Origin of the sequence: Specibacter sp. AOP5-B1-6 (genome assembly GCF_052376555.1) — a bacterium.
Classification (GTDB): domain Bacteria; phylum Actinomycetota; class Actinomycetes; order Actinomycetales; family Micrococcaceae; genus Specibacter.
Map to the genome: position 1 here is coordinate 1 of NZ_JBQSVT010000012.1, position 24,363 is coordinate 24,363.

25 protein-coding genes are annotated in these 24,363 nt (G+C 64.2%); 9 read left to right on the top strand and 16 right to left on the bottom strand.

Features of this window, described 5'->3' with window-relative positions:
- Positions 1-1,145 (top strand): FUSC family protein (locus ACT3TS_RS07965; RefSeq protein ID WP_444530972.1); only part of this gene is annotated, 1,145 nt, incomplete at its 5' end.
- 19 nt (positions 1,146-1,164) lie between these two features.
- On the opposite strand, the gene ACT3TS_RS07970 is transcribed toward ACT3TS_RS07965, so the two are convergent.
- Positions 1,165-1,527, bottom strand: a complete 363-nt coding sequence (locus ACT3TS_RS07970; protein WP_444530973.1) for a VOC family protein — start codon at positions 1,525-1,527, stop codon at positions 1,165-1,167.
- A 9-nt stretch (positions 1,528-1,536) separates the two neighbouring features.
- Complete coding sequence (locus ACT3TS_RS07975; protein WP_444530974.1) at positions 1,537-2,526, bottom strand: LLM class flavin-dependent oxidoreductase; 990 nt, start codon at positions 2,524-2,526, stop codon at positions 1,537-1,539.
- A gap of 85 nt (positions 2,527-2,611) precedes the next feature.
- Between ACT3TS_RS07975 and ACT3TS_RS07980 the strand changes: the two genes are divergently transcribed.
- Positions 2,612-2,989, top strand: coding sequence for a hypothetical protein (locus tag ACT3TS_RS07980; RefSeq protein ID WP_444530975.1), 378 nt, complete (start codon positions 2,612-2,614; stop codon positions 2,987-2,989).
- Here ACT3TS_RS07980 and ACT3TS_RS07985 read toward each other — a convergent pair.
- The 3 genes from ACT3TS_RS07985 to ACT3TS_RS07995 all read right to left on the bottom strand — a co-directional run bounded on the left by ACT3TS_RS07985 (position 2,915) and on the right by ACT3TS_RS07995 (position 5,919).
- Positions 2,915-4,024, bottom strand: a complete 1,110-nt coding sequence (locus tag ACT3TS_RS07985) for an FAD-dependent oxidoreductase (protein WP_444530976.1) — start codon at positions 4,022-4,024, stop codon at positions 2,915-2,917. The two genes, ACT3TS_RS07980 and ACT3TS_RS07985, sit on opposite strands and share 75 nt — an antisense overlap.
- Before the next feature lie 40 nt (positions 4,025-4,064).
- Positions 4,065-4,481: a DUF2809 domain-containing protein gene (locus ACT3TS_RS07990; RefSeq protein WP_444530977.1), complete on the bottom strand. Its 417-nt coding sequence runs from the start codon at positions 4,479-4,481 to the stop codon at positions 4,065-4,067.
- A 160-nt stretch (positions 4,482-4,641) separates the two neighbouring features.
- Complete coding sequence (locus ACT3TS_RS07995) at positions 4,642-5,919, bottom strand: Y-family DNA polymerase (RefSeq protein ID WP_444530978.1); 1,278 nt, start codon at positions 5,917-5,919, stop codon at positions 4,642-4,644.
- Between the two features lie 144 nt (positions 5,920-6,063).
- Here ACT3TS_RS07995 and ACT3TS_RS08000 point away from each other — a divergent pair, with 144 nt between their 5' ends.
- Both ACT3TS_RS08000 and ACT3TS_RS08005 read left to right on the top strand, forming a co-directional pair.
- The gene (locus ACT3TS_RS08000) at positions 6,064-6,309 is read left to right on the top strand and encodes a hypothetical protein (protein ID WP_444530979.1); all 246 of its coding nucleotides are present in this window, start codon (positions 6,064-6,066) and stop codon (positions 6,307-6,309) included.
- Complete coding sequence (locus tag ACT3TS_RS08005) at positions 6,306-7,316, top strand: Clp protease N-terminal domain-containing protein (RefSeq protein ID WP_444530980.1); 1,011 nt, start codon at positions 6,306-6,308, stop codon at positions 7,314-7,316. Before ACT3TS_RS08000 ends, ACT3TS_RS08005 begins: the two co-directional genes overlap by 4 nt.
- Before the next feature lie 5 nt (positions 7,317-7,321).
- On the opposite strand, the gene ACT3TS_RS08010 is transcribed toward ACT3TS_RS08005, so the two are convergent.
- Both ACT3TS_RS08010 and ACT3TS_RS08015 read right to left on the bottom strand, forming a co-directional pair.
- Complete coding sequence (locus ACT3TS_RS08010; RefSeq protein WP_444530981.1) at positions 7,322-8,692, bottom strand: hypothetical protein; 1,371 nt, start codon at positions 8,690-8,692, stop codon at positions 7,322-7,324.
- Positions 8,689-9,048 (bottom strand): PadR family transcriptional regulator, encoded by a 360-nt coding sequence (locus tag ACT3TS_RS08015; protein WP_444530982.1) that lies wholly within the window; start codon positions 9,046-9,048, stop codon positions 8,689-8,691. The genes ACT3TS_RS08010 and ACT3TS_RS08015 overlap by 4 nt, the downstream gene beginning before the upstream one ends.
- An 87-nt stretch (positions 9,049-9,135) precedes the next feature.
- On the opposite strand from ACT3TS_RS08015, the gene ACT3TS_RS08020 reads away from it, so the two are divergent.
- From ACT3TS_RS08020 to ACT3TS_RS08030, 3 genes are all read left to right on the top strand, one after another.
- Entirely contained in the window at positions 9,136-9,606 is a 471-nt protein-coding gene (locus ACT3TS_RS08020; RefSeq protein ID WP_444530983.1) for a hypothetical protein, read from the top strand.
- 162 nt (positions 9,607-9,768) lie between these two features.
- Positions 9,769-10,293 carry a class IV adenylate cyclase gene (locus ACT3TS_RS08025; RefSeq protein ID WP_444530984.1) on the top strand — a complete coding sequence of 175 codons (525 nt, stop codon included), beginning with the start codon at positions 9,769-9,771 and terminating at the stop codon, positions 10,291-10,293.
- Positions 10,290-11,024, top strand: a complete 735-nt coding sequence (locus ACT3TS_RS08030) for a pyridoxine/pyridoxamine 5'-phosphate oxidase (protein WP_444530985.1) — start codon at positions 10,290-10,292, stop codon at positions 11,022-11,024. The genes ACT3TS_RS08025 and ACT3TS_RS08030 overlap by 4 nt, the downstream gene beginning before the upstream one ends.
- Before the next feature lie 627 nt (positions 11,025-11,651).
- On the opposite strand, the gene ACT3TS_RS08035 is transcribed toward ACT3TS_RS08030, so the two are convergent.
- The 6 genes from ACT3TS_RS08035 to ACT3TS_RS08060 form a co-directional block, all read right to left on the bottom strand.
- Positions 11,652-12,161, bottom strand: coding sequence for a putative immunity protein (locus tag ACT3TS_RS08035; protein WP_444530986.1), 510 nt, complete (start codon positions 12,159-12,161; stop codon positions 11,652-11,654).
- Positions 12,162-12,344: 183 nt separating this feature from the next.
- Entirely contained in the window at positions 12,345-12,962 is a 618-nt protein-coding gene (locus ACT3TS_RS08040) for a hypothetical protein (RefSeq protein WP_444530987.1), read from the bottom strand.
- Positions 12,963-13,035: 73 nt separating this feature from the next.
- The gene (locus ACT3TS_RS08045; protein WP_444530988.1) at positions 13,036-13,443 is read right to left on the bottom strand and encodes a LexA family protein; all 408 of its coding nucleotides are present in this window, start codon (positions 13,441-13,443) and stop codon (positions 13,036-13,038) included.
- A gap of 79 nt (positions 13,444-13,522) precedes the next feature.
- Positions 13,523-14,197, bottom strand: coding sequence for a LutC/YkgG family protein (locus ACT3TS_RS08050; protein ID WP_444530989.1), 675 nt, complete (start codon positions 14,195-14,197; stop codon positions 13,523-13,525).
- Positions 14,194-15,732 (bottom strand): LutB/LldF family L-lactate oxidation iron-sulfur protein, encoded by a 1,539-nt coding sequence (locus ACT3TS_RS08055; RefSeq protein ID WP_444530990.1) that lies wholly within the window; start codon positions 15,730-15,732, stop codon positions 14,194-14,196. The genes ACT3TS_RS08050 and ACT3TS_RS08055 overlap by 4 nt, the downstream gene beginning before the upstream one ends.
- Entirely contained in the window at positions 15,729-16,526 is a 798-nt protein-coding gene (locus tag ACT3TS_RS08060) for a (Fe-S)-binding protein (RefSeq protein WP_444530991.1), read from the bottom strand. Before ACT3TS_RS08060 ends, ACT3TS_RS08055 begins: the two co-directional genes overlap by 4 nt.
- A 350-nt stretch (positions 16,527-16,876) precedes the next feature.
- Between ACT3TS_RS08060 and ACT3TS_RS08065 the strand changes: the two genes are divergently transcribed.
- Complete coding sequence (locus ACT3TS_RS08065; RefSeq protein ID WP_444530992.1) at positions 16,877-17,599, top strand: FadR/GntR family transcriptional regulator; 723 nt, start codon at positions 16,877-16,879, stop codon at positions 17,597-17,599.
- Between the two features lie 129 nt (positions 17,600-17,728).
- Here the strand turns inward: ACT3TS_RS08065 and ppsA are convergent, their stop codons facing one another.
- Positions 17,729-20,110 carry a phosphoenolpyruvate synthase gene (gene ppsA / locus ACT3TS_RS08070; protein ID WP_444530993.1) on the bottom strand — a complete coding sequence of 794 codons (2,382 nt, stop codon included), beginning with the start codon at positions 20,108-20,110 and terminating at the stop codon, positions 17,729-17,731.
- A 149-nt stretch (positions 20,111-20,259) separates the two neighbouring features.
- Entirely contained in the window at positions 20,260-21,078 is an 819-nt protein-coding gene (locus ACT3TS_RS08075; protein ID WP_444530994.1) for a pyruvate, water dikinase regulatory protein, read from the bottom strand.
- Between the two features lie 353 nt (positions 21,079-21,431).
- Here ACT3TS_RS08075 and ACT3TS_RS08080 point away from each other — a divergent pair, with 353 nt between their 5' ends.
- A complete protein-coding gene (locus tag ACT3TS_RS08080) occupies positions 21,432-23,168 on the top strand; it encodes an L-lactate permease (protein ID WP_444530995.1) in 1,737 nt (578 codons plus the stop codon).
- A gap of 152 nt (positions 23,169-23,320) precedes the next feature.
- Here the strand turns inward: ACT3TS_RS08080 and lipA are convergent, their stop codons facing one another.
- Complete coding sequence (lipA, locus tag ACT3TS_RS08085) at positions 23,321-24,337, bottom strand: lipoyl synthase (RefSeq protein WP_444530996.1); 1,017 nt, start codon at positions 24,335-24,337, stop codon at positions 23,321-23,323.
- Positions 24,338-24,363: the final 26 nt, after the last annotated feature.

Sequence of the window (24,363 nt, forward strand, 5' to 3'; positions counted from 1 at the left end):
CAGTCCTCGCGGGCGTCGCTGCGCACATTTTCTCCGCTTTTCGCATCTCCGGTCCCGGCGCCGTCATTCTCGTTTTCGCGGCCGGCGCGGGTTCCAGCTACACCCACGACCTTGCGACCCTGCCCGCGCCCTTGATCGCCATGGGCATCGGTGTGGTGGTGGGCTGGCTGGCTGCCATGGCTCCGGTGCTGCTGGTTCCGATGGCCCCTTCCCGCCTCGCCGTTGCCCGGGCCATCGCCGCCGTTGTCCGGTTGGGCGCGGACGACGCCGGCAACCACCGTGCCGCTGCCACGGCCGCCTTGCGCTCCGCCCGGGAATCGGTAACCCTCAGCGCCGGCACCCTGCGCGGCCACAGCCCGCGTTCCCTTCGCCTGCACCGGGATGCAGACCGGCTGCAGCTGTTGCTGGACGAGGCGGAGGCCGTGCTGGCCCGCTTCGATGCACCCGGGGAATCCTCCACAGTGGCACTGGCCCGCCTCGCCCGGCATGAAGCGGAGCTGCGCAAGGTGCGCGGCATACCTGCCGGCGCCGTGCCTGCCCCAGGAGCAGCCAGCCCCACAGGCTCAGGCGCAGCAGCGCCGGACATCGCCGCGACAGGTGCTGGGGCGGCAGGCATTGCGGCGGCACCCTTGGGGTTCCTGGCGGCCGCCCGTTCGGAGCTGGGCGCCAGGAACAGCATCCACCAGGCCCTGCGCATGGCTGCAGCCGCGGTGCTCGCCGGCTGGGCCGCCGTCGGACTGGGCTTTGACCATCCGCTCTGGGCAACCATGGGCGCCGTCGCAGCATTGCAGGGAATGAACTATGCCGTCACCGTCCAGCGCAGCATTCAGCGCCTGGTGGGCAATGTGGTGGGCGCGGCCGTGGCCGTGGTGCTGTTGTCGATGTCGCTGGGGTTTTGGCCGTCGGTGGTCTTCGTGATCGCGTTCCAGGTCCTGGCGGAACTGCTGGTGCTCAAGAACTACACCTTGACCACCATCGCCGTCACGCCCATGGCGTTGATCATGACCGGACTCGGCTCGCATTTGGGTCCGGACGCCGCGTTCAGCCGCGTGGCGGACACCCTCATTGGCGTGGTGATCGGCACACTCGTGGCTGCCCTGAGCATTTCCATGGCAGACCGCCACCACCTGCCCAAAGATTCCTAAAGCTTGGGCGTCCCAAAGTTCAGGATTCGCACAGGCAGAACGGATGGCCGGCGGGATCGAGAAAGACCCGGAACGTCGTGCCCGGCTGGAAGCCGGGCTTGATGGCGCCGAGGACCAGTGCCTCGGCCTCACCTGCATCGAGGTCGTCCACCACCAGGTCCAGGTGCATTTGCTGTGGATGTTCCTGTCCCGGCCATTCCGGGGCCCGGTAGCCGGCAGCGACCTGCTGAAAGGAAATGCTGTTGCTGCGGTCCGCTGGCCGAATCTCCACCCAGCCGTCCTCTGCCGTGACCTCCCAACCCAGCAGTGCAGCATAAAACGTTGACAACAGGGCTGCGTCGGGGCAGTCGATGACCACTCCCGGATACCGTGCAATTGCCATGCCTGAACGCTACACCGACGGCGCCAATTCCATAACCCCCGCCAGCAGTTCAAAGCTGCGGATCCAGGCCGGGCGGTCCGTGACCTGTGTGGCCACGATGAGCTCGTCGGCGTCGGCCGTTGTGCTGAAGTCTTCCAGATAGGCGCGGGCCTCTGACGGTGTTCCAATGGCTGCATAACGGAACATGGTGTTGACCTGCTGGCCCGCCGGGGAGTCGAGGAGCAGGTCCATTTCGGCCTCGGTGAACGTCTGTCCGCGGCCCACGAGGGAAACGACGCGGCGTCGCCTGGCGTCCAGCGCCAGCCGGTCAGCCTCTTCCTGGGTGTCGGCCACAATGGCGTTGACGCCGGCAATCACGTAGGGCTCGGCCAGCGCTGCGGAGGGTTTGAATTCGCGGCGGTAGATGCGCACGGCGTCTTCCAGCGCCTGCGGGGCGAAGTGCGAGGCAAAGGAGTACGGCAGTCCCAGTGCCGCAGCCAGGCGCGCACCGAACAGCGATGAGCCCAGGATGTACAACGGCACGTTGGTGTCCTTGCCCGGGTAGGCGTTGACGCCGGAAATGCGTGTCTGGCCGTCAAAGTAGGCCTGCAGTTCCTGCACGTCGGAGGGGAAGGTGTCAGCCGCGGAGGGGTCCCGGCGCAGCGCCCGCATGGTGTTTTGGTCGCTGCCCGGCGCGCGCCCCAGACCCAGGTCGATGCGGCCCGGGTGCAGGGTCTCCAGTGTGCCGAACTGCTCGGCGATCTGCAGCGGCGAATGGTTCGGCAGCATGATGCCGCCGGCGCCGAGGCGGATCGACTTTGTGTGGGCCGCCACGTGCGCGATCAACACACTCGTTGCGGAGGATGCGATCGATGGCATGTTGTGGTGCTCGGCAAACCAAATCCGCTTGTACCCCCACCCTTCCGCCTTCTGGGCCAGCTCCACCGATGAGCGGAAGCTCTCGGCAATGCCGTCGTCGCCAACATGGGCGAGGTCAAGGATGGAAATGGGAAGTGTCATGGGTGCTGCCTTTCAAAGTGGTCTCCTTTGGGCCAACCCCACGGTCCCCCGGGATATTTCCGCTCCTGCGCTTTAGACTCGTCACATGGAATGGTTCTGGACGATTCTTGTCATGCTGGGCATGGTTGCGGCCGCCATCACCGGGATCGTCCTGTTCCAGCGCTTCATGTCCAGGCCCGGCGCGCACGAGGACATGGCAACCATGGGCGGGGCGCTCAGCGGCCTGGACGAGGTCTTCAATCCGCACGCCGCCAACGCCAGGCTGGAGCGTGAGGAGCAGTCCCGCCAGCGCGCGCCCATCCCCTCCCCCGGCGATCTTCCCAAGGGCGTCATTTTTGAGATGGACGACGACGGCGTCCCCACCAAGGTGGTTCTTCGCGTCTCCGGGTTATGCGGGGACACGCAGCCGGTCGATGGCCACAAGTGCGGCTGCCCGCCCGGCCCGGTTGGCACCCAACGTTGAGGCGGAGGCGCCGTAGCCCACCATGAGCAGCTGCGGCTCGCGCGCAACTTTCACCCCGTCCATGACGATGCCTCCCCCGGGTTCGCGCAGTTTCAGCGGCGCCAGGTGGTCCAGCGCCGCACGAAAACCGGTGGCCCACAGGATGACATCCGCGTCGAAGGTGCTCCCGTCCGCAAACACGGGCCCGGACGGAGTCAGCTCGCGCAAGGCTCCGCGGGAGACCAGCGTTCCGGCGGCAATTCCGTTTTGGTACTGCCGTGTTAAAGGTAGTCCGGTCACGCCCACAACACTCAGCGGGGGCAGGCCGGCGGACGTCCGCTCGTTGACGCGGCGCTCCACGTCGCGACCCCAGTCGGGGTTGAACTCACGTGTGGTGAACTCGGGCGGGCGGCGCGTGGCCCACGCTGTTTGAACACCGGCCGCGGCCAGTTGCAGCAGGAATTGCACGGCCGAGGTTCCGCCACCCGCCACCAGCACCCGCTGCCCGGCAAATTCCTCCACGGACCGGAAGTCACCGGTGTGCAGCTGCCGCCCTGTGAACGTGGCCAGGCCGGGGTAGTGCGGCCAGTAGGGCTTGTCCCACGTGCCGGTGGCATTGATGACAAGGCGGGTTTCGAAGGCTCCCCGGTCAGTTTCCACCACCAGTGGCGGGCCGGCAATGTCGGCGGGGACACCGCCGTCGTCCTCGAGAAACAGCATGGCTGAATCCGCAATGAGCGGGCGCACGGCAAGCACCTTCACGGGCCTGTGCACCGGCAAATCGAAGGTTTTCTCGTAGCTGCCGTAGTAGCGGGAGACCACGGCAGAGGCCGGTTCGGTGGGATCGGCCGGGGGACGTTTCATGCCGGGCAGGTCGTGGATGCCGTGCGCGCCGCCCAGGGTCAGCGATGGCCAGCGGTGCAGCCAGGCGCCCCCGGGGTCGGGATTGGCGTCCAGCACCACAAAGTCAGTCTCGGGATTCAGTCCGTGCCGGCTCAGGTAATACGCGGCCGAAAGCCCGGCCTGACCTGCGCCAATAACCACCACATCCAGCATCCTTGCCTCCTACAGATCTCCAACGGGCGGCTGTTGAGGGCTATTCCGCTTGTGTGGCACGCCACTGGGCGCCGCGCTCGGACAGCAGATTGTCGGCAAAGCAGACGGCCGCCGCTCCCACCGCGTACGCCACCAGGTCCAGCGCGGAGAAGGTGGTGCCAAAGAGCAGGCGCGACGGCGGAAAGCTCTCCGCCAGCTGTTCGGGCACGCCCGTCAGCTGGGACAGCTCGATGACGGCGCTGACCGCGAAGGCTGCGAGCGCCAGCCAGTGGCGCTTGGCTGCCGGCATGATGAGCGCGAGCACCAGGTAGAGGAGCACAGTGTAGAGCGCGTCGGTGATGAGGTTGGCGAAGCCCCCGGGCACGAAGAAATGGAGCATCAGGCCAACGATGACCGCGTCGCCTGCTGCGAGGAACAGCCAGAAGCGCCGGGGCTTGGCGATTTTCACTTGATTCATGGGCTTGAGTCTAGTGGCGGTTCAGTCCTGCCACTCCACACCTGCCAGGTCCGCCAGCTCCTCGTTCGATTGTGAGAGTTCCGGCCAAGCATCCTTGGCACGGAATACAAGAACGGGTCCGGGGCCTGACACTTATCCGGGGCTGGCGGGCGGCAGCCCGTTACGCCCGCACAACCGGCAATTCCTGCCACTCCGTGGTGTACCGCGGAGAGGAATGTTCACGCTTCATCGACCACTGCGGCGCCTCGGCCAGCCCGCCAATCCCGATGCCGATGGCCATGGCGCCGAACCTGCTGCGGACTTCTCCCAGCACCCCGCCCACGTCCGGCTGCGCCTCCCCGGCACCGAAAACGTCAAGCATCCCCGATCCTGAAGCCGGCTCAAGTCCACCGAACATGACACCGGCCCGCAGGTAGGAGGCACCGGCAACGGCGCTTTGCCTGATGGCGGCAACGGCGGCCCGGACCAGCACAATGGGGTCCCGGGTGGGCGTCGCGAAGCGGATCGTCGTGGCCGGAAAGCTCCCCTCGCCTGCCGCGAACCGGCTCGTTCCGGCCGTGACCGTCATGATTGCAGCCCGCAGGCCTTCCTCATTGAGCCGGGCGGCACCGCGCTGGGCATACACGGTCATGACCTCTTCCATCCCCGCCACCGTCGTGACGGGGGCGGAAAAGCTGCGTGAGAACATGATCTGCTGTTTGTCCACGTGCTCTTCGGCGTGGGGGATGCACTCAGTTCCGTTCAATTCCATCACGGTGCGCTGCAGCACGACGGAGAACTTCTTGCGAATCAACGCCGGGTCCGCCGATTTGAGGTCGGCGATGGTTTCGATGCCCATCAGTTTCAGCCTGGCAGTCGTCTTGCCGCCCACTCCCCACAGGCCGGAGGCCGGAACGCGTGCCTGGATTGCGGCAACTTGCCTTTCCGGCATGGCGTCCAACGCACACACCCCGCCCATCGCCGGATTCTGCTTCGCGATCCTGTTGGCAAACTTCGCCAGCGTCTTCGTGGCGGCCACACCAACGCAGACAGGCACACCCACGTGGCGCATGACGGCAGCCCGGATGTCGCCGGCTGCTGCCTGAAGCTGTGCGGAGTCCCCCACCAGCCCCACGAACGATTCGTCGATCGAGTAAACCTCCTGCCAGGTGCCAAAGCGGCCCACCACTTCCATGACCCGGGCACTCAAGTCCCCGTACAGTTCATAGTTGCTGGAGCGCGCCACCAGCCCCCAGGCCCTGGCCTGCGACTGGAGCTGGAACCATGGCGTCCCGGTGGCGATGCCAAGTTCCTTTGCTTCCGCTGAACGCGCCACCACACAGCCGTCATTGTTTGACAGCACGACGACGGGACGGCCTTCCAGCTTGGGGTCAAAGACCCGTTCGCAGGAGACATAAAAATTGTTCACGTCCACCAGGGCGATGCGTGCGTTGCTCATGCACCCCATTCTCCCATGATCCGAACACACATTCGAGTCATTTGCATGGCATCAAGCCCTCAGGCCGCAGTGGCAGGCGCCATCCCAGCAAACACGGAGCAACCCAGGTTGACAGCCTCGGCCTTAGCAACCTAGGTTTACAACATGGAACCACGACAGATCGCCAAGACGGCAGCGGACACGAACGATCCCCGCTCCGGGCTTCGAGCTGTCGCGTCCTTGCGCGTCCTTGCCGACACGCTTGAGCTCGCCCAGGTGGAAGCTGCATTGCGTGAAGGAATGAGCTGGCAGGATGTCGCCGACGCACTCGGCGTGACACGGCAGGCGGCGCACAAGAAATATGCAAAGCGGATCGATCCGAGAATCCCCGTCCCCAGGAGAAACCAATGAGCAAGTTCGTCAGGGCCGCAACCACCAGCCAAACCCTGTCCCTCGCAGCCATGGAGGAGGCCTCCCGCATGGGCCAACGGGAGCCCGACGTCGAGCATCTGCTCCTTGCGCTGACGCTCAGTGAGCAAACCGCCGGCCAAGTGCTGCGCAGCCACGGCGTCACCCTCGAGGCAACCCGACAGGCCATTGCCGAGCAGCGGAGCCTGGCGCTGCAATCCATCGGAATCGACCTCCCGGCGCCCGACGGAGGGCGCATCACCTTCCACGAAACCAATGGGTACGAATGGGGCAAGCGCGCCTTCGATGTCATCACCCGGGCGTCCAAGGGCAAGAACGACGGCGATGCTGCCGCCGTCTTGGCAGAACTTCTCTCCGAACCGAGCGGACTCATTGAGGAGCTGCTGCAGCGGCTGGGCACCTCCCCGGCGGCACTCATCAGCCAGCTGGCCGACGCCGAAGAATCCAATGCCGCCGCAACTCCCTCAACATCGCCAACACCAATCGCAGTACCTCCTGACAGTAAGCACGGTTCCACCGAGGTATTTGTTCCTGCCCCGATCGAGAAGGTGTGGGCCCTGCTGGTGAACCCTCAGAGGATGCCGGAGTGGGAGCCACTCACCGGCAGCATCATTGCGCCGGGCATCACCGGCGATGCAATGGTGGGAGCTAGCTGGTTGACGATTCCACCAACCGAATGGCCGGACGGGAAGACAGTACGCGTGCGGAGGGGCAGCGAGCGCCGTCGAGTCGAGCTGGTCTCAGTTGCGCCCGAATCAAGCATCAGCTGGCGATTCACATACCCCAATCTGGGTCGAAGCAATTCGTACCAGTTGTACATTGCACTCTCTGCCACGACAGGAGGCACCCGGCTGGGCATTACCTTGGCCTGGCAGCGCAGTCGTGACTGGCGTCGGGCGGTCGGATTCATGCTGACGCCGCTCCAACGCTTCGCGATCTGGATGCAGCTGCGCCAGTTTGCAGGAGGAATCAGCCGCGCCTTCCGCTGACGAGACTAGTGCGGATAGGACACCTGCGAAACAGGTCGGCGACGCCCCTCGTTCAGTCGCCTCCATGCCCAAACGGCGAGCGCGGCAGCGGCTACCGGTGCGATGAATCCTGCCGCAGTCACGGCCATGATCGCGGGGACGACACCGGCCAGACCGAGGGCCACACCCACGGCAATGCGCACGGCGGGCCTGGTCGACAGCAATCCACTGACCGGCAGCGCGAACGCCAGACTCCCCAGCACGGCGGCAGGCAGCATCAACGGCCACTGCAGGGAACTGCCAGCACCTGAAAACTGTGCGGCGGACGCTACGCCCAGGCCTGCACACAACAGCAGTGCCGACCAGCCCACGATGGCACCAAAACGCGGCGTGAGCAGCAAGGCGGCTGCAACAACTGCGGGCATGGCGGCCAACGCGCCTGCGGCCAATCCAAGATTCATTGCATTCGTGGAGTCGCCGACTCCGGGGGCCCAGGTGCTGCCCGTGAGAGCCAAGACCACACAGGCAAATCCCACCACGAACGAAACCAGGGCCGCGGCACAAACTTTGGCGTAGGTGCTGCTGGCCGGCGCGGCCCGTGGACCGGTACGGGGAGGCAGCCCGGTGCGCTGCATGTCCGCGCCCCGCACCTCCGGCCGTACCGGCTGGGAGGCCACCACTGCCAACACCAGGGCTGTGGCCGCCACCACGGCTCCCATCATTTGCCCGACTGCCGCCGCCACGCCGAGGGCCAGTGAAGCCACCGCCGCCACGAGCACAATCAGCAACCATCGGATGGGGACCGGCAGCTTCCTGTCCACCAACGAGGCGACAGGAGCCAGCAGGGTAGCGGTGCCGAAGAACCAGGCCAGCAGCATGAACAGCAGTGTTGCCGAGCCAAACCAGGTGCGCCCCATTCCCGCATCCGCCTCGTCGAAGGCGATGCTCAGGCTCGCGGCCGCAAGCCCTGCCAAGGCCCAAGCCGGCACGGCGCCTGCTGCCATGCAAAGTGAAGCCGGTGCGGACAGTTGGCCCCTGCGGTGCAGAAGGATCAAAACAGCAAGCGACAGTGCCAGCGGGCCGACAAACATTGCCAGCACGATCTGTGCAGCACCGGCTCCAGGCAGCTGGAGCGCATCGCTCAACAGGATCCCAGTGGCAATAGCGAAGGCCGCCAGTGACACGGCCGCGGCCACCACAGCCCACCGGTTCGTTGCCCGCTCACCCAACCCATGGGCCCTGATGGACCATGCCTCCGCGATGCCCGGACGCCCAATTCCCCGGTCACTGGCATGCTCATCCAGGGTGTCCAGCATCAGGCGCCCGTGCTCGTCCCGCCAGATGCGCGGATACCAGCGCAGCAGCCGCTCATACTTGTTCCGCAACGAAGCGCTCATCCGGCGAACCCCCAAGCCATGGTTGCCGGCGCCGGGCGGATGGCCGCCGGCCGAGGCGCGGCCAGACGCTTTTCCCCGGCTCCCAGGCGGACCGACAGCCGCTCCGTCTCAGCGGTCAGCGCCTCGATGCCGCCGTCGGCCAACTCGTAGTAGCGGCGTGCCCGTCCATCGACAATTTCCTCGCCCGCCCGGAGCACGAGCCCCTCACGTTCGAGCCGCTCGAGGGAGGCGTAAAGCGTCGTCACCCGCAAAGACACCTTGGCGACGGTCAACTCCTCCACGTCACGCAGGATGGCGTAGCCGTGCCGGCGCCCTCCCGCGAGTGCCGTGAGGATCCAAAAGGTATTTTCGTTCATGCCAGTCAATATACCCACGGTGGGAGTATTAAGCCAGAGGGAGTGTTGCCGGCCAGCCTGAACCTCCTTGGCTGATAGGCTCGCATCATGAGCCACGAACCCCCAGTCCCTGCCTTGTCGAGGTGGGCAATCCCTGCCGCCACGCTGCTACTTGGCGTACTCCTCACCGGATGTACCGGCAACACCGGATATCAGGACGCGCTAGTGGAGACCGCTCAGAGCGGGCAATCCACCTTGCCTCGGGGCGAGGGTGCTGGCGCCCCCATTCCTCTCTGGGACTCGGTGCTCGTCGTTTGCCCATACAGCGATACGACGGAAGTCCCGGAGCCGTTCGCCAAGGAAGCACGGGCACTCGACACGTCCTCCACGGATGCCGTGCAGTGGTTGCTGTTTGCGGAAGACGACAGCGTCAAGCGCATTTCCGTCGACAGGACCGCCGTCGACTTTTGCCTGGACGGCGCCGTCAACAAGGTCTACCAGCACACACAGGTTTGGAGCACTGGAAAGTCCGACGGCGCATGGCTCATGACCGCCGTTGGCCCGGAACAGCTCGGATAGTTACTCGCGGATTTCTTCCCGCACGGGTTTGAGGTGCACGGGCACCGCCTCCCCCACAACGGCCGGGTGTGTGGAGCTGCCTGGATGCTCTACCGTCGTCATTCGAAGTTCGGCAACGGGATGACTGTCCAGAGAGGCCCCGATCCATGGTTGAGTTGAATCATGCCGGAAAACATGGAGATCAAGGCTCGGTTGGACAATCTCGAAGCACTCCTGCCAGTCATTGCAAGGCTGGCCGACGAGGGCCCCGATTACGAACTGCAGGACGACACGTTCTTTGTCTGCGGCAACGGGCGGCTGAAGCTCAGGGTCGTGGACGGCGGCAGCGGGGTATTGATCCACTACCGCAGGGCGGATGAACTGGGCCCCAAGCCTTCTCACTACGAGTATTCAAATACGTCCGCCCCGGACACACTCAGGTCTGTTTTGGCACTGGCCTGCGGTGAATCCGGGCGGGTGCGCAAACATCGCACCATTTTCCGGCTGGGTCATGCACGCATCCATCTTGATCGTGTTGACGGCCTCGGAGATTTCCTGGAGTTGGAGATCCCAATCGGTGACGGTCTGAAACCGGAAGACGCGGCATCGGAAGCGAACAGGCTGATGACCGATTTGGGCGTCCGGAAACTTTCATTGGTCGACGGCGCCTACGTGGATCTCCTTGTCGCCAAGCAGGCGGGCAGATGAGCGCGGCGGTCCCCGCTGAGGGCTTTCCCATCCCCGGCACCGCTTCCCCTGTGCCTTCTGTTGAACACGGGGACAGGCAGGCCTTGCGAGATGAGCTTCGTTCACTGCCCTCGATTGTCGGGCGGGCCCCGGACTTCGACGTGCAATCGGCACCGGCCAATCCGCGCGGACTGTTTCTGGACTGGCTGCGGCACGCGATCGACGCTCAGGTGCCGGAACCCCACGCCGCCACGCTGTCGACCGTCGATGCCGGCGGGATGCCGGATGCGCGAGTCCTGATCGTCAAGGACGTCACCGCTGAATGCGGTTTTCGGATTGCCACCGGCGACGAATCAGCCAAGGGAATTCAACTTCGCAGCAATCCACAGTGTGCCCTCACATTTTATTGGGGCCCGCTGGCACGCGCGGTGCGGATCCGCGGAATCGCGCAGCGAGGCTCGGCCGCTGAATCGGCCGCTGACTTCCGCGGCCGCCACCCTGCTGCCAGGACAATCGCCTTGGCTGGCCGGCAGAGCTCCGTCATGGCGAACGAAGCCGTCCGTGCGGAACTGCTCGCAGAGGCTGCCGCCGCCCTGGAAGCTGATTCAAGCCTCGTGTCGCCACACTGGACGGTGTGGACAGTGATGCCCGTATCGATTGAATTCTGGCAAGGCGATGCAGGCCGCAATCACCAACGTCTCCGCTACCTCCGCCAAGAAAATGACTGGCGCATTGATTCGCTCTGGTCATGATTTCGGTCCAGACCTTATAGTGCGGAAGGCTTGGCCAACCCGTTGGCGACCTCGCAAAACAAGGAAGGCCCTGACATGAAGGACTGGCTCCGGCAGCACCTGGGAGTGTTTCTGTCCGGCCTTGCCCTTTTGGCCGTGACCCAACTTTGGGTTTCCCTGGCCCTCGAAACCCCTTGGCCCGACGCAGCGGCCAGAACGCTTGTCAATGCATTGTTTGGTGCCGGCATCATCGCTTACATCCGCCACCCTGGTTCGTGGCCGGGGACATTGGGTGACTTATGGGCTGGCGGAACTGCAAGCTGTCACCGAGGACAGCTCATCTTCCAAGAAGCCATGTCCAGGACCGATATCGAGTTGGGGAGCCCCACAAAATTCGACGTCGTCGCGGCAACGGACGTTCCCGGCAAGCCACCACTGACAAGACCAATCCGCTGCCGTCCAGCCTGGTGGTCCAGACACTCATATTGTCGGAGGGCACCGTTGAAATCGCGGCGGAACCCGCTGCGCTTGCAAGGATTGAACAGGAAATATTCAGCAAACCGCCTACCGCGTTGCCCAGTCCGGTGGATTCCGTCGGCTGCTTGCAGCCGCCTCCCCATGGAAGGGGTGTTGGCGCATGACGTGAGTTCAGCTGTCAAAGACCGACCAGCAAATGTCGTTGCGCAACCGCTGGTCGTCAAGCACGAGCCCTCGAATGGCTTGCGGAAGCTGGTCACGCTGCCACTGGCACTCACGCCGTCCTGCGTCGCCGGCATCGGGAGCCGCGGCTCGTGCGGCCTTGATGGCATAGGCGGCAGCACCCAGTTCGTGTGCAGCGACGTGCGCGACGGCCCCGGCCTGGCCCGCCGCGTACGCAGCATACCGGGCAGGCCCCCGCAGGTCCCTGGCCGCGCCCATCGCATGTCCACCCGCGGCGCGAGCCTCCATCATCTTGACCTCACCACGTGTCCAAGCCCGGGCATGCTCGATCGCCTGGCGGGGTCGAGGGTCTTGCGGGTTGGCCACCTCAAACAGGTTGAGAACGTGCTCTGCGCACGATGCCGCCCACAGCGCCAGAAGCTGGTGGTCCGCATCGGTCAGGCTGCCACCGCGCCGGATCGTCACAAAGCGGGGGTCTCGGACCTTCGGCAGAATCATGTTGACATTCTACTGACGGGGCTGACCAACCAGAATGTGCTTCCACAGACATTATTGAGTTTCTGGTGACCGCAGTTCATGATGCATCAGCAGTCCGCGTTGTTCCATGATGCTGGGCTCGCCCGCCCAGCTCTCACGCGTGAAGAAGAAGTCGACGCGCCTGCCAGCGGCCCAGAGCCCCATCTAGCGGCAGTCAAAGTCATGGAATACAGGCCAGACAGGGTCGTGACCGTTGCCGCGCACCATCAGGAGCGCACCCTCGTCAGTCCACTTGAATTCATATGTACCGGAGTCAATCGGCCGGTAGCCGTCATCGGCCGTCCAAGTACTGACTGACCGGCCGATACCGCCCAACCCGACTGCATACAATTCCCCGCCGCCGGCAAACAGGAATGAATCTTCCCGCACGACAGCTTGGCAGAAGCCTGGCCCGGAGGGCTGCAAAACTGTGTAGCGTGCCTCAAAGGCTATATCGCCTAATCCAAGAAAACCCGTACAAACAACAGTCACCACGACAAGCGCGGCCCACCAGCCCGAACGCCTCCGGGGCGGGCTCGCCCCCGCGGCACGATCCAGCCGCCGGCGCACGGACGCCCGGATAACCGCAATCACCAGCGCAGCTGACAGAAAAATGGCGCTGACCACCCAGCCCGGCGCAACCATCCCGCCCCACACCAACAAGAAGCCGAACATTCCACCTGCGGCGGCCACGATGGACAGCAACAGACACCCCCGGGCCGTTGCATCGAAGCGTTTTTCAATGATTGACCGCGGCCTGAACGATTCAGTAGTGGTGGGCATTGGGCAAGTCTAGATGCACACCCGGCACGGTGAACTCCCGCAGCGAAATTCCCGGGCGCGGGAAAGAATGCTGTTAAACATGGTGCAGGCACCGGGTGACGACGCCCCACACCGAGACCTCACCGCTCAAGGCAACCACCTCGACCGAAGCCGGGGAAGGGACATTGGCGGGTTGGGTAGACAGGGAGCTCACGCCGTCGTGCTTCACAAGGCGGCGGATCAGGAGCTCACCTTCGACGACGGCGACCACGACGGAGCCGTTACGCGGAGCAAGCGCCCGGTCGACGATGATTTCGTCGCCGTCGGCAATGCCCGCACCGGCCATGGACTCGCCGGACACGCGCATGACGAAGGTACTGGTGCGGTCGCGGATCAGGTGGCGGTTCAGGTCGATCCCGCCGTCGAAGTAGTCGCGTGCGGGCGAGGCGAACCCGGTTGGCCCGTTGGGCTGCTTGCGGGCTGCCGGATCCACACCAAACACGTCATCACCGCCTAGTACAAAGATTCGAACACCCAGCATAGCACTGCGGAACAGCGCACCGACAGGAGCCCTCCTGCTTTTACGTCAGGATGATGACGTCCAGGGTGCGTGGGCCGTGGACGCCCTCGACGCGTTCGAGTTCGATGTCGCTGGTTGCGCTGGGCCCGCTGATCCACGTCTGCGGCCGGGTTGCTTCCAGGCGCGCAATGGCTTCCGGCAGGACCTCCACGATGTCGGTGGCGTGCAGCAGGCAGATGTGCCTGTCGGGGACGAGGGAAATGATCCGCCGGCCCTGGTCGTCGCTGCCGTCGAGCATGATGGTGCCGGTCTCGGACACGGCCGTTGCGGCGCCGGTGACCACGGCATCAACCGCGTCCAGTTCGGCAACACTGAGGCGGTGCCCGGGTCCGTCAACATGCACAACCGGCATCCCGGCGTCGTTCGCTCCTGCGCCAGTCCCGGCCTGGTGCTTCCCGGTGGTGGTCAGTTCCGACAGCCACTGCTCGGGAAGCCCGTGCGGGACCACGATCGAAGCGGAGCCGGCCAGAAGCGTCGCAAGCTGGGCGGGAGCATCGTCGGCGGGTGTGAGGAACACGTTCGCCTTGTAGTCGACCAGCCTGTCGACGAGCTGCTGCAGCCGCTGCGCGTCCGTCATGCCGGAACTGCGGCGGTATGCCCGGGGCACTACAGGAGTTTCCGGGCTGTCGCGCAGGGCCGAGGCGATGCGGTTCATGATGTCCTCGCGCGCGCTCATGCCTGCTCTCCGTCACTGCTGTTTCCCATATTTTCCGTGTCTCCGTCGGTGGTGGCTGGTTGGTGCTCCTTGGCCCACCAGTCGCGGAACGACTGGGAGGGCGGGGCGGGGATGTCCCTGCTTTGCGTCCAGCCGCCGGCAAGGCCGGGAAGCTTTTTAATGACCTTGTCCCGGCCGGCAGCGAGCTTGCCCAGGGGCAGGCCCTTTTCCAGCAGGCTCAGGTGCGAACCCTTCGAGAACGCCCACTCGGCGCCCTTCATCATCAGATCCATCTGGGTGGGGACCTTGACCTTCGCGCGTTTGGAGTCCACGTCCTCCCCGCGCAAGTGCACCAGGATCTCGGGAATGTTGATCTTCACCGGACACGCGTCAAAACAAGCCCCGCACAAGGACGAAGCGTAGGGCAGGGAGTTGTTTTCCTCGCTCTTGATCCCGGTCATCAACGGGGACAAGATGGCACCGATGGGGCCCGGATACGTCGAGCCGTACGCGTGGCCGCCGGTGCGCTCGTAGACGGGACACACGTTCATGCACGCCGAGCAGCGGATGCAGTTCAGCGCCGTGCGGCCCATCTCATCAGCCAACGCAGCCGTCCGGCCGTTGTCCAGCAGGACCAGATGCACGTTTTGCGGGCCGTCCCCGTCAGTGACTCCCGTCCACAGCGACGTGTACGGGTTCATCCGCTCCCCCGTGGAGGAACGCGGCAGCAGCTGCATGAACACCTCGAGATCACGCCAGGACGGCAGCAACTTTTCAATGCCCATCACGGTGATGAGGGTCTCCGGCAAGGTCAGGCACATGCGTCCGTTGCCCTCGGACTCCACCACCGTCAACGTCCCGGTATCGGCCAGGCCAAAGTTCGCCCCGGAAACAGCGACCTTGGCGGTCAGGAACTTCTTTCGCAAATGCGTCCTGGCAGCCTCGGCCAGGCGCGCCGGATCGTCGGTAAGGTGCGGGTCCACCACCGGCATTTCACGCAGGAAAATTTCCCTGACCTGGCTGCGGTTCTTATGAATCGCCGGGACCAGGATATGGCTGGGCTTGTCATGGTCAAGCTGCACAATGAGCTCAGCCAAATCCGTCTCGTAAGCGGCAATGCCCTGCTCTTCGAGATACTCGTTGAGTCCAATTTCCTGGGTGGCCATGGACTTGACCTTGACCACCTCGGTCTCACCGGTCTCCCGGATCAGCGCCGTGACAATCTCATTGGCTTCCTGGGCATCCCGGGCCCAGTGGATGACACCGCCACGAGCGGTAAAGTTCGCCTCAAACTGTTCCAACAAGGCCGGCAGATTCGCCATCGTCGCGTCCTTGATCGCAGCCCCGGCGTCCCGCATGTCCTCCCAATCCGGCAACTCCGCCACAACCTTCAGACGTTTGTCCCGGATCGTATGCGTGGCATGGCCCAAATTCGCACGAAGCTGCTCATTGCCCAGCTCCCGGTGCGCGGCCTGCGGGAACGGTTCGCTGGCATGGAGGTTGCCCTGACCAAACACAGGCAGCGTCGGCATGCCCAGAAAAGTGTTGTTGCTCATCGTTTGCTCCCCGCCAATTGAACATCCCCGTCCACCGTCACCGGATTCTCCAGCGTGCTCGCCAGGATCTCCGCGAAGTGCAGCGTCCCCACCGGGCTGCCCTGCCGCGACAAACCACCACCAATATGCATCAAGCAGCTCGCATCACCACCGGAGCACAACTCCGCTCCGGTACCGCAAATATTCGTTGCCTTGTCATCCATCATCGCGGACGAGACATCAGCGTTCTTCATCGAAAACGTGCCGCCAAAACCGCAGCATTGATCCGCTTCCGGCAGCTCCACCATCTCGATGCCACCCACACTTTTAAGCAGGTTCAGTTGACGGTCTTCCAACCGCAACAGCCGCATGCCATGACAGCTCGGGTGATATGTGACCTTGTGCGGGAAATACGAGCCAAGCTGCCCTGCGGCGTCTGTGACGCCAAGGACGTCCGTCAGCAGCTGTGACAGCTCATAGGTCTTGGCACCAACCACCGCGGCCCGGGCCTCCAGCGCCGCATCCCCACACCGGCGGGCCACCAGCTCATGCTGGTGCTTTACGCTGGCGACACAGGAAGCCGACGGCGCCACCGCGACGTCGTAGTCATCAGTGTCGAAAGCCTCCACATGATTGGCCACCACAGTGCGGGCCTCCTTGAAATAGCCCGAATTCACATGCATCTGACCACAGCACGCCTGGCCAGGCGGGAACACGACCTCGTGCCCCAACCGCTCCAAAAGCGCCACAGTCGCACGCGCCGTCCGCGGATACATGGCATCAACTATGCAAGTGGCGAAAAGCGCAATTTTCATGGGATTATCCTTCGGCAATAAACACAACGATGTGGTCTGGCCATACTCGTCCCCGGACTCAAAGTCTAGTGAAAAATTCACAAACAGTGAGTTGGACAACGCAAATTTTGAAATTCAAGTTAAACCTACCCGCTCGGATCATGGTGGGCAGCGAGGGCCGTCCTGCTCACGCCGCCCACGTCATGAAACGCTCCGGCCAAATCGTGTTGGGTCAGTTCGTGATCATCGCAGACACGGCATGCCGCCGGGACCGGCCAAGCTCGTCCGCTTCCCGCCCACGCCTGCGCTCGGCTCGATGACGCCCTGGACGTGATGCCGAGAAGGACGTGGGCCCGTGGCAGGATGGGATCGTGATTGAAAAAACGAGAAAGGCTGCGGGCCCGCGCGCCTATGAGGCGGTCTTGGCGAGCATCGAGGCAGAACTGCGGACCGGGCGGCTGAACATCGGCGACCGGCTCCCTGGGGAACGCATGCTCTCCGAGCAACATGGGATCTCTCGAGCCTCGGTGCGGGACGCCATCCGAGTACTGGAGGTCATGGGACTCGTGCGCACAGCAACCGGTTCGGGGCCCACCTCCGGTGCGGTGCTGATCTCCAACCCGGCGGCAGGGCTGTCCTCGACATTGCGCCTGCACGTGGCGAGCCGCCACCTGCCCGTCGTCGACATTGTGGAGGCCCGCATCCTCATGGAGACCTGGGCCGCGTCGAAGGCTGCGACCGAGTTGCCCATCGACGAACCAGCCCTGGCTCGGGCCAAGGAACTGCTGTCCCTGATGGACGACCCCGACCTTGACCGCGAGTCATTCCACGACCTTGACTCGCAGTTTCATGTCCTGCTCAGCACCATGGGCGGCAATGCCGTCGTATCCGCCATGATGGAGTCGCTGCGGCTCTCCATCATGGACTACGTGCGCAACTCCGTCACCACGGACGAGCAGTGGCGTCCCGTCGAGAAAACACTGCGGGCACAGCACCACGACATCCTCGACGCCGTCACGGCCCGGGACGGCGAGCTGGCCGGGCGGCTGCTGCGAGAGCACATCGAATGGTTCTTCACCGAAACAGGCAGCTGACCGCGCAACCAAGACCGATGCCCCCGCGGCCGGCCGTGCGAGGCATCGGCCGCGGAAGGCAGTTGAAGCCACCGTCGTCCACTCCGTGAATCGAGCAGGCGGCCTCATGCTGCCTGGCCCTGTGGGTGTCTAGCCCGCAGTGGTGCCGGCCAGCCGGAGCCAGGTGTCCACCACGGTGTCGGGGTTCAGGGACACGGAGTCTATGCCTTCCCGGACCAGCCACTCCGCGAAGTCAGGGTGGTCGCTGGGGCCCTGGCCGCAGATTCCAACGTATTTTCCGCGTTCCTTGCAGGCCTTGATCGCCATGCTCAGGAGCTTCTTGACGGCGTCGTCACGCTCATCGAACCCGCCCGCGACAATGGCAGAGTCCCGGTCCAGGCCCAGTGCCAGCTGGGTCATGTCGTTGGAACCGATGGAGAATCCATCGAAGTGGTCAAGGAACTCGTTGGCAAGCAGCGCGTTGGAGGGGATCTCGCACATCATGATGACCTCGAGCCCGTTCTCGCCCCGGCGCAGGCCGTTTTCCGCCAGCAGCTCAATGACGCCACGAGCCTCGTCCAGGGTCCGGACAAACGGGATCATGAGCTTGACGTTGCGCAAGCCCATCTCGTTCCGAACGAAGGACAAGGCCTCGCATTCGAGGTCGAAACAGTCGCGGAACGTTGGTTCCAGGTAGCGTGAGGCGCCGCGGAAGCCGAGCATCGGGTTCTCTTCATGCGGTTCGTAGGCGGGGCCGCCGATCAAGTTGGCGTACTCGTTGGACTTGAAGTCGGACATGCGCACAATCACCGGCTCCGGCGCGAACGCGGCGGCAAGCGTGGACACCCCCTCGGCCAGGCGCTTGATGTAGTAATCGCGGGGGCTGTCGTAGGCGGCAATGCGCTTCCGGATTTCCGCAGCCACGTCCGCCGGCTGGCTGTCCAGGTTCAGCAGGGCCTTGGGGTGGATGCCGATCTGGCGGTTGATGATGAACTCCAGCCGGGCAAGGCCCACACCGTGGTTCGGCAGCTGGGCGAAGGTAAACGCCTGTTCCGGGGTGCCGACATTCATCATGATCCGAACCGGAGCCTCGGGCAGCTCGTCGATCGAGGTTTCCTTGACGTGGAAGTCCAGCAAACCCGCGTAGATGACGCCGGTCTCGCCCTCGGCGCAGGAGACCGTGACGTCGACGCCGTCGGACAGGGCCTCAGTGGCATCCCCCGTACCAACGACGGCGGGGATCCCCAGTTCCCGCGCGATGATCGCCGCATGGCAGGTCCGGCCGCCCCGGTTGGTGACGATGGCTGAGGCGCGCTTCATGATTGGCTCCCAGTCCGGATCCGTCATGTCGGCGACAAGGACATCACCGGTTTGAAAGGCGGCCATCTGGTCGATGGCGGTGAGGATGCGGACACTTCCGGCCCCGATGCGCTGGCCGATGGCCCGTCCTTCGGCCAGCACCGGCCCCGACTCTTTGAGCCGGAAACGGGTCTGCGTGCCGGGGGCCCGGCGGGACTGAACAGTTTCCGGGCGGGCCTGCAGGATGTACAAGCCGCCGTCGGTCCCGTCCTTGCCCCATTCGATGTCCATGGGCCGGCCGTAGTGCTTCTCAATGGCGACGGCGTGCCGGGCGAGCTGCTCGACGTCGTCGTCGCTGAGACTGAAGCGGTCACGCAATGACTGTTCCACCGGGACGAAGTCGATGGTCCGGCCGATTTCACGGCTGGCGGTGTAGGTCATTTGGAGGGCCTTCTCCCCCAGCCCGCGTTTGAGGATGGCGGGGCGGCCTGCCTCGAGTGCGGGTTTGTAGACGTAGAACTCGTCCGGGTTGACGGCGCCCTGGACTACGGCCTCGCCGAGGCCGTAGGAGGAGGTGACAAACACGGCGTCCTGGAAGCCCGACTCGGTGTCCATGGTGAACATGACACCGGAAGCACCGACGTCGGAGCGGACCATGCGCTGGATGCCGGCCGAGAGCGCCACCTCGGCGTGCTCAAAATTGTGGTGGACCCGGTAGGCGATGGCCCGGTCGTTGTAGAGGGACGCAAACACGTCCTTGATGGCGATCAGGATGTTCTCGATCCCGCGGACGTTCAGGAACGTTTCCTGCTGTCCGGCGAATGAGGCGTCCGGAAGGTCTTCCGCGGTCGCGCTGGACCGCACGGCCCAGGACAGCTCCTCGGCGCCTGTGTGCTTTTCCACCAGCTGCCGGAAGAAATCCCGGACCTGATCTTCAAAGTCCGGCAGGAACGGCGTTTCGCGGATCAGGCGCCGGACCTCCTGGCCTGCGGCAGCCAGTGCCGTGACGTCATCGGTGTCCAAGCCTGTCAGCCTGTCGACGATCCGCTGGTCCAGGCCCGAATCGGCCAGAAATCGCCGGTACGCGTCCGCCGTCGTGGCGAAGCCGTCCGGCACCTGGACGCCGGCAGAAGTCAGCTTTTGCACCATCTCCCCGAGGGAGGCGTTCTTTCCTCCCACCTGGTCCAGGTCCTTGAGTTCAATTTCGGCGAACCACAGGATGTCTGTCGTCATTTCTACTACTCCTTTGTAGTGGGTGGCTTGCGGGGCAACGCCCCGCAAGCGGCTAAAGTCGATCGATCGGTGCAGCCCCGCATTCAGTGGCGGGCCCGCAAATTTCGGTGCAAATGGCATGCCCCGAACGGGTTTGTGAAACTCTCCCTTTACCGTTTGAGGTCCATTTTTTGCAATATGGTCGCCGCCATTTCCTCGACGGAGACGGCAGCCGAATTAATGTAGGGAATCCTGTATGACTCGTACAGCCGCTCCGCGCTGCGCAGCTCGAAGCCGCACTGGCGCAGCGACGCGTACGGCGAACCGCGGCGGCGTTCCGTCCGGATTTGGCTCAGGCGCAGCGCATTCGTGGTCAGGCCGAAACACTTGGACACAAAGGGCTGCAGCGATTTGGGGAGTCCCTCGCGTTCGAAGTCCTCATCCACCAACGGAAAGTTGGCCGCAAAGATGCCGTGCTGCAGTGCCAAGTACATGGTGGTGGGCGTTTTACCGCACCGGGACGGGGCCACCAGGATGACCTGGGCCTTTTCAAGTGCGCGCAGGCTGGCACCGTCGTCGTGCTCCATGGCATATTCGACGGCGGTCATCCGGGACTGGTACCGGGCGGCGTTGCCCAGACCGTGCGCCCGCCCGGGCTCCCCGCTCGCCTGCGTGCCGAGGGCCTGCTCCAACTGACCGACATGCGCCCCGATCAAGTCCACGACGATCCCCCGGCACGTTGCCAGTGTCTGGCGGACATCGCTGCTGACCGCCGTCGAAAAGACGAGCGGCTGCACACCGCTTGCAGCGCGTCCGTCGATGATGTTCACGACAGACTGTGCCTGCTCCACTGTGGTGATGAACGGAATCGTGTGACGGTCAAAATTGTGCGCCGGAAACTGTGTCAGCAACGTATTGCCCAGGGTTTCCGCCGTGATGCCGGTGCTGTCCGAGAGGAAATAGACCGGTCGAAGTTCGTCATGGCTCATAAGGCATTCTCCAACACGTCGCTCCTGGTCGGGCAGGCGGGGAACAAAACAATTGTCATGGCAGTCTTCCGTTGAACCCGACTGTGTGGTCTGACCATATTAGATCACGCCCCTCCGCCCATTTCAATCAACAGGCGGAACATGGCTCGAATCCTACCCGAACGGAGCCATCAAGTGCCTTGGCCCGCCTCGACCTGCGCCAGGCACGGCAACTCAACCTGCGGCGCCACCGGCAAGCAGCGCTTTGACGTGAACGGGCTCACATTACCTGGAAAATGTGCGCTACACTATGGTGGTCCGACCATAGAGGTCTGACCACAAATTTCTGTCACCCCTCACTGTGGAGGAACTCCGTGGACCTATTCACCCCCAGCACCGATCCGGTGCTCAACAGCGTCGCCTGGTCGGCCATCGTCGCCCTGCTGCCGCTGCTGACCTTTTTCATACTGCTCGCGGTCGTCAAAACCCGGGCCCACGTCGCCGGCGGCTTCGCGCTCCTGGTGGCCCTTGTCGTCGGCATCGTCGCCTTTAAAATGCCCACCGGCCTGGCCCTGCTGTCCGCAACCCAGGGCGGGGTTTTTGGCGCCTTCCCCGTGCTGTGGATCGTCATCATGGCAGTCTGGCTATATCAGGTCACGGTTCTCAGCGGACGGTTCGAGGACCTTCGCCGCGTCTTTGACGTGATCGGCAAGGGCGACGTGCGCCTGCAGGCGGTTCTGGTCGCCTTCTGCTTCGGCGGACTGCTGGAAGCCCTTGCAGGGTTCGGGGCGCCAGTGGCGATCACCGCAACCATGCTCCTCGCGCTCGGACTGCCCCCGCTGCGTGCCGCGGCCGCCGTGCTGGTTGCCAATACTGCTCCGGTCGCCTTCGGCGCCATGGCCATCCCGATCACCACCGCCGCCGGCCTCACCGGGCTGCAGGCAACGGACATTGCCTCAATCGTTGGGCGCCAAGCTCCGCTGCTGGCCACCTTCGTGCCGCTGATTCTGCTGTTCATCCTCGATGGCCGCAAGGGCCTCAAGGACTGCTGGCCGGCCGCGCTCGTCATCGGCTTTGCCTTCGCAATCACGCAGTTCCTGTGCTCCAACTACTTCTCCTACGAGCTCACCGACATCGTTGCCTCACTCGCCGGACTCGGTGCTGCCGTGGTCTTCTTCCGATTCTGGACACCCAAGGGCAGCGTCGCTGCACGCGAACGGCTCAGCGTGGCCGCCGGCTCAGCCACAGAGAAGTCAGCCTCCGCAGGCGGCGGCTCCAACACGACAACCGCGGTTGTCACCGCCGATACTGCTGCGGACCGCTTGACCCCGGCGCGCACCTGGTTCGCCCTGTTCCCCTACTTCCTTGTGATCGTCGTCTTCGGCATCGCGAAGCTGTGGAAACTGGGCGTGGACGTGCCCGCATTCCTCGCCTCCACCGACATCAAAATTCCGTGGCCGGTCCTGCACGATTCACTGGTGGATGCAGCAGGCCAGCCGCTGTCCTCGACCATCTACTCCTTCCAGTGGCTCTCCACGCCAGGCACACTGCTGCTGATCACTGGCTTGATCGTTGCCTTCGTGTACTCGAAGTACACCGAGGGCGGCCGCTACCAAATCACCGTCAGCAACGCTGTGCTGGAAATCGGGCGCACCATCTACCGCATGCGTTGGGCCGGAACAACCATCATTACCGTCCTCGCGCTGGCGTATGTCATGAACTTTTCCGGGCAGACCATCTCAATCGGCACCTGGCTGGCCGGCACCGGGACGTTCTTTGCGTTCCTTTCACCGGTCCTCGGCTGGATCGGCACCGCCGTCACCGGATCCGACACATCCGCCAACGCGCTGTTCGCCAAATTGCAGCAGACCGCCGGCCTGCAGGCCGGGATCGACCCGAACCTTCTCGTGGCAGCAAACACCTCCGGCGGCGTCGTCGGGAAGCTGATCAGCCCGCAAAACCTCGCCATCGCCGCCACGGCGGTGGGCTTGGAAGGCAAGGAATCGGTCATCCTGCGCAAGGTGGTTGGGTGGAGCGTGGCCCTGCTGCTGGTGCTTTGCACGCTCTCCTACCTCCAGTCCACCCCCATCCTGGGCTGGATGCTGCCGTAGCTTCCGGTTGGCAACTGTGGAGTGTGTGGGCCGCCCGGCCTGCACACTCCACACGCTGCGAGATCCAAGCAGCAAGGGCGCGCCGGTATCTGCGGGCGCGCCCGTGTCAGCAGCCATGCTGCCGACGGGCGGGCACTACCGCTGCGCTGCTTTTACCGGGCGGCGATGAGGGAGGCGGCTTCCTGGCGGGTGTGGCCGGAGTCCTCGATGCCGTCGGCGATGTGGGCGAGGTGTGCGGGGATGTCGCGGCCTTTTTTGCGCATGGCTGTGGCCCAGAGCCGCCCGGCACGGTAGGAGGACCGCACCAACGGCCCCGACATGACACCGAGGAAGCCGATCTCCTCGGCTTCCTGGTTCAGGTCAAGGAATTCCTGTGGCTTGACCCAACGGTCCACGGGCAGGTGGCGTTCGGAGGGGCGCAGGTACTGGGTGATCGTGATCAGGTCGGTCCCGGCGTCGTGCAAATCCTGCAACGCCTGGGAAATTTCCTCGCGCGTCTCGCCCATGCCCAGAATAAGGTTCGACTTCGTCACCATGCCCTGGTCCCGGCCCTGGGTGATGACATCCAGGGACCGTTCATAGCGGAACGCGGGACGGATGCGCTTGAAAATCCGCGGCACCGTCTCCACATTGTGCGCAAACACCTCCGGCTTCGACTCACAGATCGCCGTGATGTGCTCGGGCCGGCCGGAAAAATCAGGGATCAACAGCTCCACGCCGGTGTTCGGGTTCAACTCATGGATCTTTCGGACCGTCTCGGCGTACAGCCAGACACCCTCATCGGCGAGGTCGTCCCGGGCCACCCCGGTCACAGTGGCATAGCGCAGGTTCATCTTCACCACCGAACGGGCCACCTTCGTGGGCTCAAACATGTCGATCGGCGACGGCTTGCCCGTGTCAATCTGGCAGAAGTCACAGCGGCGGGTGCACTCGGACCCGCCAATGAGGAACGTCGCCTCGCGGTCTTCCCAGCACTCAAAAATGTTCGGGCAGCCGGCCTCTTCACACACCGTGTGCAGGCCCTCGCTCTTGACCAGGTTCTTCATCGCAATGAATTCCGGGCCCATCTCAACCTTGGCCTTCATCCACTCCGGCTTGCGCTCAACCGGAACAGCCGCATTGCGCTGCTCAACCCGCAACAACTTGCGTCCTTCAGGTGCCAACGTCACAGCAATGCTCCTTCTGACCGGCCCGC